Source organism: Bradyrhizobium sp. GW821-FHT12B03, from assembly GCF_058807535.1.
Window position 1 is genome coordinate 49,027 of the sequence record NZ_JBXAQU010000025.1, and the last position, 13,790, is coordinate 62,816.

Here is a 13,790-nt window from a genome sequence, read left to right on the forward strand (position 1 = left end):
TTATGACCGGCCACTTCTCCTGACCAGATGACCGTCGCGGTTTCGATCCTTCCCGAGCAGCAATTGGCCGCGCTGAACGCCGCTTATGACAAAGCGGTCGCGCGCAAGCGGCTGCGCCTGCTGTTATCAGTTGCGATATTCGCGGCGGCGCTGGTTCTTGCCGCGATCGGCGCCGAAGTGAATTTGCGCACGCTGTTCACCTATTTCGGCAACTTCATCAGCTATTTCGATCGCATCCTCACGCTCGACAACGGCCAGCGGGTCTGGACCGATGTCGGCGAGTGGCTGTGGGGCTGGCGCAAATGGCTGAAGATGCTGGGTGAGACGCTGCTGATCTCCTATGTCGGCACGCTGATCGGCGCGGTCCTCGCCTTTGTCCTGAACTTCTTCGCGGCGGAAAATACCTCGCCCGCGCCCTGGCTGCGCTTCACCGTGCGGCGCCTGCTCGAATTCGCCCGCACCGTTCCGGGCATCGTCTTCGCGCTGATCTTCGTCATCGCTTTCGGGCTCGGGCCGATGGCCGGCGTGCTGGCGATCGCGATCCATTCCACCGGCGCGCTCGGAAAGCTGTTCTCGGAGATCGTCGAGAATGCCGACATGAAGCCGGTCGAAGGCATCCGCTCGACCGGCGCGAGCTGGCTCGCCTGCATGCGCTTTGCCGTCCTGCCGCAGGTGACCGCGGGCTATGCCAGCTACGCGCTGCTGCGCTTCGAGATCAACGTCCGCGAAGCCTCGGTGATGGGCTTCGTCGGCGCCGGCGGCATCGGCCAGGAGCTCGTCGTCGCCATTCGAAAATTCTATTACTCCGACGTCAGCGCCATCCTGCTCACCATCATCGTCACCGTCTTCATCATCGACATCAGCACCGGCTGGCTGCGCGGCCGCCTGTTCGGCAAGGAGGCGCGGACGTGACGCGGCTGCAGGACGTCGATACGGCGCAGCTTCGCGCGCGCTACCCCGAAGTGTTCAACCGACCCGCCTCGGCGCGGCTCGCGATGCCGGCGACGATCGCCGCGGCGCTCGCGATCCTGGTCTACGGCCTCGTCGATCTCGATTTCTCGCCGTCGCGCTTCGTCGCCGGCCTCAGCCAGCTCGGCTGGATCAGCATGATGATGATTCCACCGGATCCCGGCACCTCGCTGCCGGTCTATCTGAAGGCGCTCGGCGAGACGCTGTCGATCGCGCTGCTCGGCACGACGCTGGCGGCGGTGTTCGCGCTTCCGGTCAGCCTGCTGGCCGCGCGCAACGTCATCCCCTCGCAGATCCTGCGCTTTCCCATCAGGCGCTTCCTCGATTCGATCCGCGGCGTCGACACGCTGATCTGGGCGCTGGTGTGGATCAACGTCGTCGGGCTCGGGCCGTTCGCCGGGGTGCTCGCCATCGCCGTGTCGGATTTCGGTGCCTTCGGCAAGCTGTTCTCGGAGGCGATCGAGGGCGCCGACCAGAAGCAGGTCGAGGGCATTCGCGCCTCCGGCGGCAGCCCGCTGCATGAAATCCGCTTCGGCCTGCTGCCGCAGGTCCTGCCCGTGATCGCCGGCCAGGTGCTCTATTTCATCGAGTCCAACACGCGCTCGGCCACCATCATCGGCATCGTCGGCGCCGGCGGCATCGGCCTCCAACTCGCCGAGCAGATCCGCGTGCTGGAATGGCAGCGGGTGTCGTTCCTGATCCTGATGATTTTGGTCGCGGTCGCCGCGATCGATTTTGTTTCCGGCAAGCTGCGGTTTGCCATTATTGGAAGGCGGGCTGTCGCCTGATCGCAACTGCCGTAGGGTGGGTAAAGCGACTTGTCCGCCGTAGCTCGAAGAGCGAAGGCGGAAGCGTGCCCACCACTGCTGTTTAGATATCTCGGTGAGATGGTGGGCACGGCGCAAGTGCGCCTTTGCCCACCCTACGAGCCCTGCGTGGTCGCCCGCTCACCCGTTCTCCACCAGAAACTCCACACGCTCGGCTGCAAACCGCGAGTGCTTCGTCATCAGCGGCCTACCGTCGAGATCGTGATCGGTCGCATCGACCACCAGAATCGGCCGTCCCAGCGGCAGATCGAGCCGCGCGGCGTCGGTTGCGTCGACGATGCCGGCGGTGATCCGGGTCGCGCCGCGGCGATAGTCGCGGACACCATAATGCCCGAGCAGCTTCGTCATCGAGCGCGTCGCGGCAAACACGTCGCCGGCACCGGGAAACAACTCCGCCGACAGCCAGGTGGTGGAGACGCAGATCGGCGTGCGGTCGGCGAGGCGGATCGCCTCGATCCGCACCAGCGGCGCGCCGGCCTTCAGCCGCAGCTCGCGCGCGAGCTCACGGGTCGCGACGTCATCGGACGCCTCGATCAGCCGGCCATGCGGTTCGCGGCCATCCGCGCCGACGATCTCGGAGAACCGCGTGCGCGAGCGCAAGGGATAAGCGAGGCGCTGCGCCTCGACATAGGTTCCGCTGCCGCGCTCGGCACGCACGATGCCGCGCTCGGCAAGCGCTGCCAGCGCGCGCCGCACGGTATGGCGGTTCACCCGATAGGTTTCGGCGATTTCCATCTCGCCCGGCAATTTGTCGCCGGCGGCAAAGCGGCCGTCGGCGATGCCGCGCTCGATGCCGTCGGCAACGAGGCGCCACAGCGCGACGCCCGAGGAGGCGGTGTCCTGCATGCTCATATCGCCGGCAACCTACTCCGGAAATCACACCTTTGTCACGAAACAGTCATGGCGCTTGCGTATCAAGTTGTCTAGTATCATAGACAACTTCAATTCTGCAAGGTCTGTCGGAAGTTCGGTGAATTTGGTGACCCAGCACAATACCCAGCAAGCCCAGCGCAAGGCCGCGATGGCCGTGCTGGCGCACGCGGAGGCGGGCGAGATCGCCGCTCGCCTCCGCGCTCTCGCCCTGCCCGGCCATCAGGATCTGCGCGCGCCGGAACACGGCCTCGTCATGCTGCGCGGCCGGGTCGGCGGCGACGGCGCGCCGTTCAACCTCGGCGAAGCCACGGTGTCGCGGGCCGCGGTGCGGCTTGCGAGCGGCGAGGTCGGCTTCGGCTATACGCTCGGACGCAACGATGAGAAGGCCCGGCTGATCGCCCTGTGCGATGCGTTGGTGCAGTCCCGTGATTTTGGCGGAACGGTGGAGCGTGACGTTATCGCACCGTTGCGCGAGCAGCTTATGGTCAGGCGCAAGCAGGCGGCGGAAGAGACCGCCGCGACGAAGGTTGATTTCTACACCATGGTGCGCGGTGAGGGGTGAGATCATGACCACGATTGCGGAACTGCCGCCGGGGTTCGTCGACAAGGTATTGTCGGCGCAATCGACCTTTCGTTCGGTCATGGACGCGATGGCGCGGCCGGGCTCGGTCCAGCGCATCGTGCCGATGGCGGGAGCGCCAGATACGATGATGCGCGGCACCGCCGCGATCGCCCTGACGCTGTTCGATCACGACACGCCGCTTTGGCTGGATGCGCGGATGGCGGAGAGTTCCGACGTCGTGAAATGGCTCAAGTTCCACACCGGCGCGCCGGTGGTGCAGGATTCCTCGATCGCCAGCTTTGCGCTGATCAGCGACGGTGGCTTGCTGCCGGCGCTCGAAGGCTTCGCGCTGGGCACGAACGAATATCCGGATCGTTCGACCACATTGATCCTTCAGGTCGAGAGCCTGAACGGCGGACGCTGCTTCGAGCTGCGTGGCCCCGGCATCGACGGCGTCGCCACGCTCAATGCGTCGATCAAGCCTTTTGACCTGTTCGAGCGCCTGCGTGTCAACGAAACGCTGTTTCCGCGCGGCATCGACGTGGTGCTGGTCGCCGATGATGCCGTGGTCGCGATCCCCCGCACCACGCGCGTCGTGAGCAAGGGAAGCTGAAGCATGTATGTCGCAGTCAAGGGCGGCGAACGCGCCATCGAGAATGCCCATCGCCTGCTCGCCAATGCGCGGCGCGGCGATCAAGGCGTTGCGGAAATCACCCTCGACCAGATCTCGGAACAGCTCGGCCTTGCCGTGGACCGCGTCATGAGCGAGGGCTCGCTCTACGATCGTGAGCTTGCGGCGCTGGCGATCAAGCAGGCGCGCGGCGACCTGATAGAGGCGATCTTCCTGGTTCGCGCCTTCCGCGCCACGCTGCCGCGTTTTGGCGCCAGCGAGCCGGTCGACACCGGTGCGATGCGCGTGCAGCGGCGGGTCTCGTCGACCTTCAAGGACATTCCCGGCGGCCAGATTCTCGGGCCGACCTTCGACTATACGCATCGCCTGCTCGATCCCGCGCTCGCCGAAGGCTTCGTGCCGGAAGCGCCGGCGACGGCCGAAGCCGAGGCGGCGCCGACGCCGCGCGTGACGGATATTCTGGGTCGCGACGGGTTGATCGAATCCTCGCCGCAGGCCGAGGACGGCGCCAGTGTCGGCGATCTCACCCGCGAGCCGCTGAATTTCCCGGCCGACCGCGATCTGCGCCTGCAAAATCTCGCACGCGGTGACGAAGGCTTCCTTTTGGCGATGGGCTATTCGACCCAGCGCGGCTATGGCCGTAACCATCCCTTCGCCGGCGAGATCCGCTTCGGCGAGGTCGAGGTCGAGTTTTTCGCCGAGGAGGTCGGCTTCGCCGTGCCGCTCGGCTCGATCGAGCTCACCGAGTGCCAGATGGTCAACCAGTTCAAGGGCTCCGCGACCGAAGCGCCGTGCTTCACCCGCGGCTATGGCCTTGCCTTCGGCCAGAGCGAGCGCAAGACCATGTCGATGGCGCTGGTCGACCGCGCGCTGCGTGCCCGCGAGCTGGGTGAGGAGGCACTCGCGCCGGCGCAAGATGAAGAATTCGTGATGTCGCATTCGGACAACGTTCAGGCGACCGGCTTCGTCGAGCATTTGAAGCTGCCGCACTATGTCGACTTCCAGTCCGAGCTCGGCCTGCTGCGCAAGCTGCGCAAGGAGTTTGCCGAGGCCAATGCGCCCGATGCCATGAAGGAGGCCGCGGAATGAACGCGCCCGCCTACAATTTCGCCTATCTCGACGAGCAGACCAAGCGGATGATCCGCCGCGCGATCCTGAAGGCGATCGCGATCCCCGGCTATCAGGTGCCGTTCGCCAGCCGCGAAATGCCGATGCCCTACGGCTGGGGCACCGGCGGCGTGCAGGTCACCGCCGCGATCCTCGGCCCCGCGGACGTGCTGAAGGTGATCGACCAGGGCTCCGACGACACCACCAACGCGATCTCGATCCGAAAATTCTTTGCCAAGACAGCGGGCGTCGCCACCACGACGGCGACGGAGCAGGCGACGGTGATTCAGACCCGTCACCGTATCCCCGAGGCGGCGCTCAACGAAAGCCAGGTGCTGGTCTATCAGGTGCCGATCCCGGAGCCGCTGCGCTTCCTGGAACCGCGCGAGACCGAAACGCGGCGCATGCATGCGCTCGCCGAATACGGACTGATGCATGTGAAGCTCTACGAGGACATCGCGCGCTTCGGCCACATCGCGACCGCCTACGCCTATCCGGTGAAGGTGAACGCGCGCTACGTCATGGACCCGTCGCCGACGCCGAAATTCGACAATCCCAAGATGGACAATTGCCCGGCGCTGCAATTGTTCGGCGCCGGCCGCGAGAAGCGCATCTATGCGATCCCGCCCTACACGCAGGTGGTGTCGCTCGACTTCGAGGATCATCCGTTCGAGCCCTACCGCTTCAACGCGCCCTGCGCGCTGTGCGGCGCCGAGAATTCCTACCTCGACGAGATCGTCACCGACGACAAGGGCGGACGGATGTTCGTCTGCTCCGATACCGACTATTGCGAGGGTCGTCAGGCCGCCGGCCATCACGGCAGCCTCAGCGCTGCGCCGTACAAGGAGAAGGCGCAAGGGGAAGCAAATGGCTGATCGAGACATGCTGGAAAACGATGAGCCGCTGCTGGTCGCGGAGTCGCTCAGCAAGTCCTACGGCCGCATCGCCGCCTGCCGCGACGTGTCGTTCGCGCTCTATCCCGGCGAGGTGCTGGCGATCGTCGGCGAATCCGGTTCGGGCAAGTCGACGCTGCTCCAGCTCTTGTCGGGCCAGCTCGCGGCCAGCGCTGGTCAGGTGTCCTACCGCATGCGCGACGGCGTCACCCGCGATCTCGCCACGCTGGGCGAAGCCGAGCGGCGCTTTCTGTTCCGCACCGATTGGGGATTTGTGCATCAGGATCCCGCGCAGGGCCTGCGCATGGCGGTCTCGGCCGGCGCCAATGTCGGCGAGCGGTTGATGGCGGTGGGCTGGAATCACTACGGCCGCATCCGCGACACCGCTTCCGACTGGCTGACGCGTGTGGAAATCGATGTCGCGCGCATCGACGATGCGCCGCGAACCTATTCCGGCGGCATGCGCCAGCGTCTCCAGATCGCCCGCAACCTCGTCACCGAGCCGCGGCTGGTGTTCATGGACGAGCCGACCGGCGGCCTCGACGTCTCCGTGCAGGCCCGCCTGCTCGATCTCCTGCGCAGCCTCGTCGCCGAGCTGAACCTCGCCGTCGTCATCGTCACCCACGATCTTGCGGTCGCCAGGCTATTGTCGCACCGCGTGATGGTGATGAAGGGCGGCCGCGTCATCGAGACCGGTCTCACCGACCAGGTGCTCGATGATCCCCGCGAGCCCTATACCCAACTCCTCGTCTCCTCGATTCTGCCGCCATGAGTCCACCGATGACCGCCATGATCGACATCACTGACGCCCGGAAGACCTTTACGATGCACCTGCAGGGCGGCATCGAATTGCCGGTCGTGAGCGGCGTGACCTTTCACGTCAACCCGGGCGAATGCGTCGTGCTGTCAGGGCCATCAGGCGCCGGCAAGTCGTCGATCCTGAAGATGATCTTCGGCAATTATCGCTGCGATAGTGGCCGCATCGGCATCCGCCATCGCGGCGCGCTGATCGACCTTGCCACCGCCGAGCCGCGGCAGGTCCTCAACGTGCGCCGCGCGACCATCGGCTATGTCAGCCAGTTCCTGCGTGCGGTGCCGCGGGTTGCGACCATCGACGTCGTCGCCGAGCCGCTGATCGTGAACGGCATGGCCCGAGCCGAGGCGCAGCAGCGCGCGGGTACCCTGCTGCATCGCCTCAACATCCCCGAACGTCTATGGCAGCTGCCGCCCGCGACCTTCTCCGGCGGTGAGCAACAGCGGGTCAACATCGCGCGCGGCTTCATCTCGGACCTGCCGATCCTGCTGCTCGACGAGCCGACCGCATCGCTTGACGCCGCCAACCGCGCCGTCGTGGTCGAGCTGATCGCCGAGAAGAAGCGCCAGGGCGTCGCCATGGTCGCCATTGTCCACGACGACGAAATCCGGCATCTGATTGCCGACCGCATCGTCGATGTCACCAGCTTTGCTGCCGCGGCCTGAAGGACGAATTGAAATGAACGCCAAGCCGAAGGACACATTGATCGCCAACGCCAGGATCGTGCTGGCTGACCGGGTGATCGAGCAGGGCTGGCTCGCCCTTGCCGACGGACGCATCGCCGAGATCGGCGACGGGACTGCGCCCACGGGTGCGGAGGATGCCGGCGGCGACCTCGTCATGCCGGGCCTCATCGAGCTCCACACCGACCACCTCGAAGCGCATTACGTGCCGCGCCCAAAAGTGTTCTGGAATCCGGTTGCAGCTGTGATCTCCTATGACGGTCAGCTCGCCACATCGGGCATCACCACCGTGTTCGACTCGCTCCGGGTCTGGCGCGAGGACGGCGCCGAGGAAGTCGACGGCCGCGCCGGCGTGCTCGCCGCCGCGATCACGACCGCGCGCGACGCTGATTTGCTGCGCGCAGACCACTTCCTGCATCTGCGCTGCGAGATCCCGATGCCGAGCGTGGTCGAGGAGGCAAAGGAGCTGATCGACCGTCCCGACGTGAAGCTGATGTCGCTGATGGACCATACGCCCGGCCAGCGCCAGTTCCGCGACGAGGGCAAGCTGCGCGATTATTATCGCGGCAAGAACGGCGGCAAGACCGATGCCGAGCTCGACGAGCTGTTCGCAAAGCGCTTCGAATATCAGAAGCTCTATGCCGCGACCAACATGCGCGAGATCGTGTCGCTGGCGCACAAATACAACATTCCGTTGGCGAGCCATGACGACACCACCGAGGAGAACGTCGTGGACGCCGTGCGCGACCGCGTCTCTGTGGCGGAATTCCCGACCACGCTGGAGGCCGCGCGCGGCCTGCATCAGGCCGGCATCGACATCCTGATGGGCGCGCCCAACGTCGTGCGCGGCGGCTCGCACTCCGGCAACATCGCTGCGGTCGATCTCGCCCGCGAAGGCCTGCTCGACATCCTGTCGTCGGACTACATCCCGTCCAGCCTGCTGATGGCCGCGCTGCAATTGCCCGGGCATGTGCCCGCGATCAGCCTTCCGGCAGCGGTTCGTACCGTGACGAAGGCGCCTGCCGAGGCGGTCGGTCTGTCCGACCGCGGTGAGGTCGCGATTGGCAAGCGCGCCGATCTGATCCGCGTGCATGTCGCGGGCAGCGTTCCCGTCGTCCGCAGCGTCTGGCGCGAGGGAGGCCGGGTCGCATGAGCGAGGCCGCGACCATGGCGCAGGGCGAGGCGGGTGTGATCGGCCCTGGCCGGCTCGTGCTTGTGGTCGGTCCCAGCGGTGCCGGCAAGGACACCTTGCTGCGGCTGGCGCAGGCGGCCTGCGTTGACGATCACAACGTCGTCTTTCCGCGCCGAGTCGTGACGCGAGAGTCGTCCGCCGACGAGGACAACGTTGCCATGAGCCCGGACGAATTCCGGCGCGGGATCGAGCATGGCGATTTCGCCGTGCATTGGGAAGCGCATGGGCATTCCTACGCGCTGCCGCTCGACATCAACGACGACATCCGCGCCGGCCGCGCCGTCGTCGTCAATGTCTCGCGCACCGTGATTGGCGCCTTGCGCCAAGCCTACGCCAATGTTGTGGTGGTCGCAATAACCGCGCCGCCGGACGTGCTGGCGCAGCGGCTTGCAGCTCGCGCCCGGCACAGCGACGGCAACATCGCCGACCGCCTCGCGCGCAGTGTCAGCGATGCATCGGCGAATGCCGATGTCACCATCCTCAATGCCGGCAGCGCGGAGTATCACAGCCGCCAGCTCGTGCGCATCATCAGGAACGAATGCTGGCACGAGTAGCGGCCGGCGTAACCAGGAGAGTGGAATGACGGTGATCAATACGGTCGAACAGCTTGAGGCCATCTACGGTGCCGTCGGTGATGCCTCGACCGTGAAAGTCGCCGACCACGTCACCCCGCTCTACCGGATCTTCATCGAGAAGGCGCCGTTCGCGGCGCTCGCCACCATCGGCCCCGAGGGCATCGACTGTTCGCCGCGGGGCGATGTCCCCGGCTTCGTCCGCATCCACGATCCCAAGACGCTGATGCTGCCGGATCGCCGCGGCAACAACCGGGTCGATTCCTTGCGCAACATCGTGCGCGACCCCAGGGTGTCGCTGATGTTCCTGATCCCCGGCTCCGGCAATGCGGTCCGGGCCAACGGCCGTGCCCATCTCTCGGTCGATCCGGAGCTGCTGGCCTCGTTCAAGGTCGAGGGCAAGGCGCCGCGCAGCGTGATGGTGATGAAGGTGGACGAGATCTACTTCCAGTGCGCCCGCGCCATCGTCCGCTCCGATCTCTGGAACCCCGACAAGCGCATCGATCCGAAGACGCTGCCGACGCCTGGCCAGATCCTCGCCGAGATGAGCGAGAATACGGTCGGCGGCGCGGAATATGATCGTATCTGGCCCGAGCGTGCGGCCGCGACGATGTGGTGAGGGGGTGTCTATCCTCACGGAAAGAATCGTAGGGTGGGCAAAGGCGCGCTTGCGCCGTGCCCACCACCTGTCCAACATCGCGAAAGATCGTGGGCACGCTTCGCTTTGCCCACGTTACCAGAGTCCAGCTTATCGTCGCAGCTCACGACCGTCGCCGCGCGAGATGAATCCGGCTGTTCCTGCTTCCCTCGAGAGAAGCGCCGCACCACGGTGCTGCCAAATATGGATAGCCATTTCATTGACCGAACGCACCAATCGCTCGATATTCGAAGCATCGAAACTGCTCCTCGAGCTTGAAGCCGCGACATGAGAACCGATCGCCAGTGCAATCAGAACGGCATGCATGCGTGCATGACGCGGCGCTGTTTCTCGGCGGCAACGGGCGCCTGTTGTTGCTGCTGACCGCGTCCTAGCAACCTCCCACAGCACAATCTCAAGACAGGAACGCCGGGATTCCGGCGAACGAGCAGCCATGTCCAAATCCCAATTCGAAGCCCAGTCGAACGCCTACATCATCGAAATCCACGACCGCGCCGCCGGCATCATCACACGAGACGAGCGCGGCTTCCGCTTCTTCTCCTCCGAGCGCCTGTTCGACAGCCTCGAAGGCCGCCAGTTCGGTTCGGCCCGAGAGGCCGAACGGGCCGCCCGTGCCGTGTTCTCCGAGCGGAGCCGGCGCGCGAATTCGCAACTCTTCGTCAACTGATCCCACCGAAAGGACCGCGATATGATTACGCGACGACACATACTCGCAACGACACTCCTGCTCGCGACCGCCTTTGCTGTCCCCGCACGCGCCGAGGACAAGCCCGCCGAAATCCGCATCGGCACCCAGAAAGGCGGCTTCTTCCCGGCGGTACGTCAGCGTCAGACGCTCGAAAACGCCTTCAAGCCGCTCGGCGTCGCGATCAAGTGGATCGACTTCCAGTTCGGTCCGCCGCTGCTCGAGGCGATCAATGTCGGCAGCGTCGATTTCGGTTATGTCGGCGATTCCCCGCCGATCTTCGCGCAGGCTGGCGGGGCGAAAATCCGTTACGTCGCCGCGGTGAAATCCGACGGCAACACCCAGGCGATCGTCGTGCCGAAGGATTCGCCGATCCACTCGCTCGCCGAGCTCAAGGGCAAGCGCGTCGCGTTCGGCAAGGGCTCGAGCGCGCACAATCTCCTGGTCGCGGCGCTCGAAAAGGCAGGCCTGTCCTGGTCGGACATCACGCCGGCGCCGCTCGCGCCGGCCGATGCGACGGCGGCCTTCGTGAAGGGCTCGGTCGACGCCTGGTCGATCTGGGATCCGTATCTGGCGCTCGCCGAGCTGAAGGAAAATGCGCGCGTCATCGCCTTCGACAAGGACGTGCACAAGCCGAACGCGTTCTACATCGCCGGCACGGACTTCGTGGAGAAATATCCATCCCTCGTTGCGAAGCTCAACACGGCCTTTGCGTCGGAAGGCGCGTGGGCAGATTCGCATCACGAGGACGTGGCGAAGGCGCAGGCCGAGGCGACCGGCGTCGACATCGAAGCTGTCAGGCGCTTCGTCGATCGTTCCAATTATCGGGTGGTGCCGCTTGATGCCGAGGTGGTCAAGAGCCAGCAGGCGGTCGCCGACCGCTTCGCAAAGCTCGGCCTGATCCCGAAGCCGGTCAACGTCTCCGACATCGTCTGGACATGGACGCCGGGCTCGTGAAGTGAATATTGGGAAGACATCGTCATGCCCGGGCCTGTCCCGGGCATCCACATTCTTCCTCTCGCTTGGCTAGGCGTCGATGGCCGGGACAAGCCCGGCCATGACGCCGTGGAGGCGTTTGCGTCCAAACTTTCAGCGCGTGTGCGATAGCTCGGGGTTCAGCCCTTCAGCGCCGCCAGCAGTTCATCAGGGCGTTCGGCCATGATCATGTGGCCGGCGCCTGGCACTACGACGGTCCTCGCATGCGGGATCGCGGCGGCGAGCGCCTTGCCGGCCTTCGCCGGCGTCATCATGTCTCGCTCGCCGAGGATCAGTGTGGTCGGAACCTTGACGGTTGCGGCCGCAGCAAGCGCGTTGCCATAAGAATTGCAGGCCGACAGATCCTTGAACAGCACGCCCGGCTCGCAGGCCTTCAGCACCGCCTGGGCGCCGCCATGCATCCACAGGCCCGGCGCCAGGCTGCCGCCGAGTTCGGCGTTGAAGCCGAGGCCCCAGATCGAGACCATGTCGTTGGCGTCCTGCGAATTGGCTTCCGCGGCCTTCAGCAGATCCGGGCCGACCGTCATGGTTGCGGCGGTGCCGATCAAGCTCAGCGCGGAGACCCTGTCGGGATGTCGCGCGGCGGTCTCCAGCGAGATCAGCGAACCCATGGAGTGGCCGATCAGATGCGCCTTCGCAGCTCCTGCGGCATCGAGCAGCGCCGCGGTCCAGTCCGCCATCTCGGCGATGCTCGACAACGAAGGGCCGGCCGAGCGGCCGTGACCGGGCATGTCAGGCGCCAGCACGGAAAAGCCGTGATGGGCGAACCAGCGCGTGTGCAGCGCCCAGGTCGAATGATCGAAGCCGGCACCATGGATGAACGCGACCGCGGGCAGGGACTTGTCGAATTCGCGGCCGCCGGTTGCGACAAACACCTCGGCGCCGTTGACGGAGAGATTCATGGTGTCAGACCTTTTGCGAGACGCGTAGCGCTTGATTGAGGTCGTCGATGATGTCGGAGACGGTCTCGATGCCGACCGACAGACGCACCAGCTCCTCGCCGATGCCGGCGGCCTTGAGCTGCTCGGCGTCCATCTGCTGGTGGGTGGTCGAGGCGGGGTGGATCACCAGCGTCTTGGCGTCGCCGACATTGGCGAGATGGCTGATCATCCGCAGTGATTCGATGAATTTGCGGCCGGCGGGGCGCCCGCCCTTGATGCCGAAGGAGACGATCGAGCCAGCGCCGCGCGGCAGCAGCTGTTTTGCGAGCTGATAATCCGTGTGGTCCTCAAGCGAGGGGTGCAGCACCCAGTCCACGGCCTTGTTGGACTTGAGCGCTTCCAGCACCAGATGCGTGTTCTGGATATGACGGTCCATGCGCACGCCCAGCGTTTCCACGCCCTGGAGCAGCTGGAAGGCGTTGGTCGGTGACAGGCAGGCGCCGAAATCGCGCAGGCCTTCGGTGCGCGCACGCATGATGAAGGCCGCTGTGCCGAACTGCTCGTCGAAGACGATGCCGTGATAACCGCCATAGGGCTCGGTCAGCACGCCGAATTTGCCCGAGGCGCGCCAGTCGAACCGGCCGCCGTCGACGATGGCGCCGCCGATCGCGATGCCGTGGCCGCCGATCCATTTGGTCGCCGAATGCATCACGATGTCGGCGCCCAGCTCGATCGGGCGGCTGAGATAGGGCGTGGCAAAGGTGTTGTCGATCAGCAGCGGAATTTTTGCCTCATGCGCGATCGCCGCGACCTTGGGAATGTCGAGCACTTCCAGCCCGGGGTTGCCGATGGTCTCGCCGATCACGAGTTTCGTGTTCGGCCTGATCGCCGCGCGGAACGCGTTGAGGTCGCGCGGCTTGACGAAGGTCGTGGTGATGCCGAAGCGCGGCAGCGTGTGCGCCAGCAAATTGATGGTGCCGCCATAAAGCGAGCTCGACGCCACGATGTGGTCGCCAGCGCTCAGCAGCGTCGCGATGGCCAGATGCAGCGCGGCCATGCCGCTCGCGGTGCAGATCGCGCCGACGCCGCCTTCCAGCGCCGCAAGCCGCTCCTCCAGCACACCGGTGGTGGGATTGGAGATGCGCGTATAGATGTGACCGGCGCGCTCCAGATTGAACAGCGCGGCGGCGTGATCGGAATCCTGGAACACGTAGGACGTGGTCTGGTAGATCGGCACCGCGCGGGCGCCAGTCGCGGGATCCGGATGCTGGCCCGCATGCAGGCTCAGGGTCTCGAAGGCAGGCGGTTTTGGCGCGGGCATGCGTGGCCTCGTTGGTCGATCGGCGATGAGGGCGTTGTGCCACAAAATCACGCGCGGCGTCAGCCCATTGACAGCGGCGGAGACGGTCCGCTCCCTCGCCCCGTTCTTGCGGGGAGAGGCGAAGCC

The 13,790-nt window shown here is 65.6% G+C and carries 16 protein-coding genes; 13 read left to right on the forward strand and 3 right to left on the reverse strand.

Going from position 1 to position 13,790, the window contains the following annotated elements:
• Nucleotides 1–27: 27 nt before the first annotated feature.
• Nucleotides 28–912 (forward strand): phosphonate ABC transporter, permease protein PhnE, encoded by an 885-nt coding sequence (phnE, locus tag AC1RUR_RS34005; protein WP_492852234.1) that lies wholly within the window; start codon nt 28–30, stop codon nt 910–912.
• Nucleotides 909–1,757, forward strand: coding sequence for a phosphonate ABC transporter, permease protein PhnE (gene phnE, locus AC1RUR_RS34010; RefSeq protein WP_492852236.1), 849 nt, complete (start codon nt 909–911; stop codon nt 1,755–1,757). The genes phnE (AC1RUR_RS34005) and phnE (AC1RUR_RS34010) overlap by 4 nt, the downstream gene beginning before the upstream one ends.
• 159 nt (nt 1,758–1,916) lie before the next feature.
• On the opposite strand, the gene phnF is transcribed toward phnE (AC1RUR_RS34010), so the two are convergent.
• Complete coding sequence (gene phnF / locus AC1RUR_RS34015) at nt 1,917–2,648, reverse strand: phosphonate metabolism transcriptional regulator PhnF (protein WP_492852238.1); 732 nt, start codon at nt 2,646–2,648, stop codon at nt 1,917–1,919.
• Between the two features lie 118 nt (nt 2,649–2,766).
• On the opposite strand from phnF, the gene phnG reads away from it, so the two are divergent.
• The 11 genes from phnG to AC1RUR_RS34070 all read left to right on the forward strand — a co-directional run bounded on the left by phnG (nt 2,767) and on the right by AC1RUR_RS34070 (nt 11,423).
• A complete protein-coding gene (gene phnG, locus AC1RUR_RS34020) occupies nt 2,767–3,231 on the forward strand; it encodes a phosphonate C-P lyase system protein PhnG (protein ID WP_492852240.1) in 465 nt (154 codons plus the stop codon).
• Between the two features lie 4 nt (nt 3,232–3,235).
• Nucleotides 3,236–3,844 (forward strand): phosphonate C-P lyase system protein PhnH, encoded by a 609-nt coding sequence (gene phnH / locus AC1RUR_RS34025; protein ID WP_492852242.1) that lies wholly within the window; start codon nt 3,236–3,238, stop codon nt 3,842–3,844.
• 3 nt (nt 3,845–3,847) lie between these two features.
• Nucleotides 3,848–4,951 carry a carbon-phosphorus lyase complex subunit gene (locus AC1RUR_RS34030; RefSeq protein WP_492852244.1) on the forward strand — a complete coding sequence of 368 codons (1,104 nt, stop codon included), beginning with the start codon at nt 3,848–3,850 and terminating at the stop codon, nt 4,949–4,951.
• Nucleotides 4,948–5,844 (forward strand): alpha-D-ribose 1-methylphosphonate 5-phosphate C-P-lyase PhnJ, encoded by an 897-nt coding sequence (locus AC1RUR_RS34035; protein ID WP_492852246.1) that lies wholly within the window; start codon nt 4,948–4,950, stop codon nt 5,842–5,844. Before AC1RUR_RS34030 ends, AC1RUR_RS34035 begins: the two co-directional genes overlap by 4 nt.
• A complete protein-coding gene (phnK, locus tag AC1RUR_RS34040) occupies nt 5,837–6,634 on the forward strand; it encodes a phosphonate C-P lyase system protein PhnK (protein ID WP_492852248.1) in 798 nt (265 codons plus the stop codon). The genes AC1RUR_RS34035 and phnK overlap by 8 nt, the downstream gene beginning before the upstream one ends.
• Before the next feature lie 8 nt (nt 6,635–6,642).
• A complete protein-coding gene (gene phnL, locus AC1RUR_RS34045; RefSeq protein ID WP_492852250.1) occupies nt 6,643–7,341 on the forward strand; it encodes a phosphonate C-P lyase system protein PhnL in 699 nt (232 codons plus the stop codon).
• A 13-nt stretch (nt 7,342–7,354) separates the two neighbouring features.
• Nucleotides 7,355–8,512 (forward strand): alpha-D-ribose 1-methylphosphonate 5-triphosphate diphosphatase, encoded by a 1,158-nt coding sequence (locus tag AC1RUR_RS34050; RefSeq protein WP_492852252.1) that lies wholly within the window; start codon nt 7,355–7,357, stop codon nt 8,510–8,512.
• Nucleotides 8,509–9,105: a phosphonate metabolism protein/1,5-bisphosphokinase (PRPP-forming) PhnN gene (gene phnN, locus AC1RUR_RS34055; protein WP_492852254.1), complete on the forward strand. Its 597-nt coding sequence runs from the start codon at nt 8,509–8,511 to the stop codon at nt 9,103–9,105. The genes AC1RUR_RS34050 and phnN overlap by 4 nt, the downstream gene beginning before the upstream one ends.
• A 25-nt stretch (nt 9,106–9,130) precedes the next feature.
• Nucleotides 9,131–9,742 carry a pyridoxamine 5'-phosphate oxidase family protein gene (locus AC1RUR_RS34060; RefSeq protein ID WP_492852256.1) on the forward strand — a complete coding sequence of 204 codons (612 nt, stop codon included), beginning with the start codon at nt 9,131–9,133 and terminating at the stop codon, nt 9,740–9,742.
• 472 nt (nt 9,743–10,214) lie between these two features.
• Nucleotides 10,215–10,448 carry a hypothetical protein gene (locus tag AC1RUR_RS34065; RefSeq protein ID WP_492852258.1) on the forward strand — a complete coding sequence of 78 codons (234 nt, stop codon included), beginning with the start codon at nt 10,215–10,217 and terminating at the stop codon, nt 10,446–10,448.
• Nucleotides 10,449–10,469: 21 nt separating this feature from the next.
• Nucleotides 10,470–11,423, forward strand: coding sequence for an aliphatic sulfonate ABC transporter substrate-binding protein (locus tag AC1RUR_RS34070; RefSeq protein ID WP_492852260.1), 954 nt, complete (start codon nt 10,470–10,472; stop codon nt 11,421–11,423).
• Between the two features lie 158 nt (nt 11,424–11,581).
• Here AC1RUR_RS34070 and AC1RUR_RS34075 read toward each other — a convergent pair whose 3' ends face one another.
• Both AC1RUR_RS34075 and AC1RUR_RS34080 read right to left on the reverse strand, forming a co-directional pair.
• On the reverse strand, nt 11,582–12,364 hold the full coding sequence (locus tag AC1RUR_RS34075) for an alpha/beta fold hydrolase (RefSeq protein ID WP_492852262.1): 783 nt from the start codon (nt 12,362–12,364) through the stop codon (nt 11,582–11,584).
• A 4-nt stretch (nt 12,365–12,368) separates the two neighbouring features.
• Nucleotides 12,369–13,664: an O-acetylhomoserine aminocarboxypropyltransferase gene (locus AC1RUR_RS34080; protein WP_492852264.1), complete on the reverse strand. Its 1,296-nt coding sequence runs from the start codon at nt 13,662–13,664 to the stop codon at nt 12,369–12,371.
• Between the last annotated feature and the right edge of the window lie 126 nt (nt 13,665–13,790).

Bases quoted from the DNA above. Each gene is read 5' to 3' on its own strand.
- phnE (WP_492852234.1), top strand. From the start codon at position 28: ATGACCGTCGCGGTTTCGATCCTTCCCGAGCAGCAATTGGCCGCGCTG.
- phnF (WP_492852238.1), bottom strand. From the start codon at position 2,648: ATGAGCATGCAGGACACCGCCTCCTCGGGCGTCGCGCTGTGGCGCCTC.
- phnH (WP_492852242.1), top strand. From the start codon at position 3,236: ATGACCACGATTGCGGAACTGCCGCCGGGGTTCGTCGACAAGGTATTG.
- AC1RUR_RS34030 (WP_492852244.1), top strand. From the start codon at position 3,848: ATGTATGTCGCAGTCAAGGGCGGCGAACGCGCCATCGAGAATGCCCAT.
- AC1RUR_RS34035 (WP_492852246.1), top strand. From the start codon at position 4,948: ATGAACGCGCCCGCCTACAATTTCGCCTATCTCGACGAGCAGACCAAG.
- phnK (WP_492852248.1), top strand. From the start codon at position 5,837: ATGGCTGATCGAGACATGCTGGAAAACGATGAGCCGCTGCTGGTCGCG.
- phnL (WP_492852250.1), top strand. From the start codon at position 6,643: ATGACCGCCATGATCGACATCACTGACGCCCGGAAGACCTTTACGATG.
- AC1RUR_RS34050 (WP_492852252.1), top strand. From the start codon at position 7,355: ATGAACGCCAAGCCGAAGGACACATTGATCGCCAACGCCAGGATCGTG.
- phnN (WP_492852254.1), top strand. From the start codon at position 8,509: ATGAGCGAGGCCGCGACCATGGCGCAGGGCGAGGCGGGTGTGATCGGC.
- AC1RUR_RS34060 (WP_492852256.1), top strand. From the start codon at position 9,131: ATGACGGTGATCAATACGGTCGAACAGCTTGAGGCCATCTACGGTGCC.
- AC1RUR_RS34065 (WP_492852258.1), top strand. From the start codon at position 10,215: ATGTCCAAATCCCAATTCGAAGCCCAGTCGAACGCCTACATCATCGAA.
- AC1RUR_RS34070 (WP_492852260.1), top strand. From the start codon at position 10,470: ATGATTACGCGACGACACATACTCGCAACGACACTCCTGCTCGCGACC.
- AC1RUR_RS34075 (WP_492852262.1), bottom strand. From the start codon at position 12,364: ATGAATCTCTCCGTCAACGGCGCCGAGGTGTTTGTCGCAACCGGCGGC.
- AC1RUR_RS34080 (WP_492852264.1), bottom strand. From the start codon at position 13,664: ATGCCCGCGCCAAAACCGCCTGCCTTCGAGACCCTGAGCCTGCATGCG.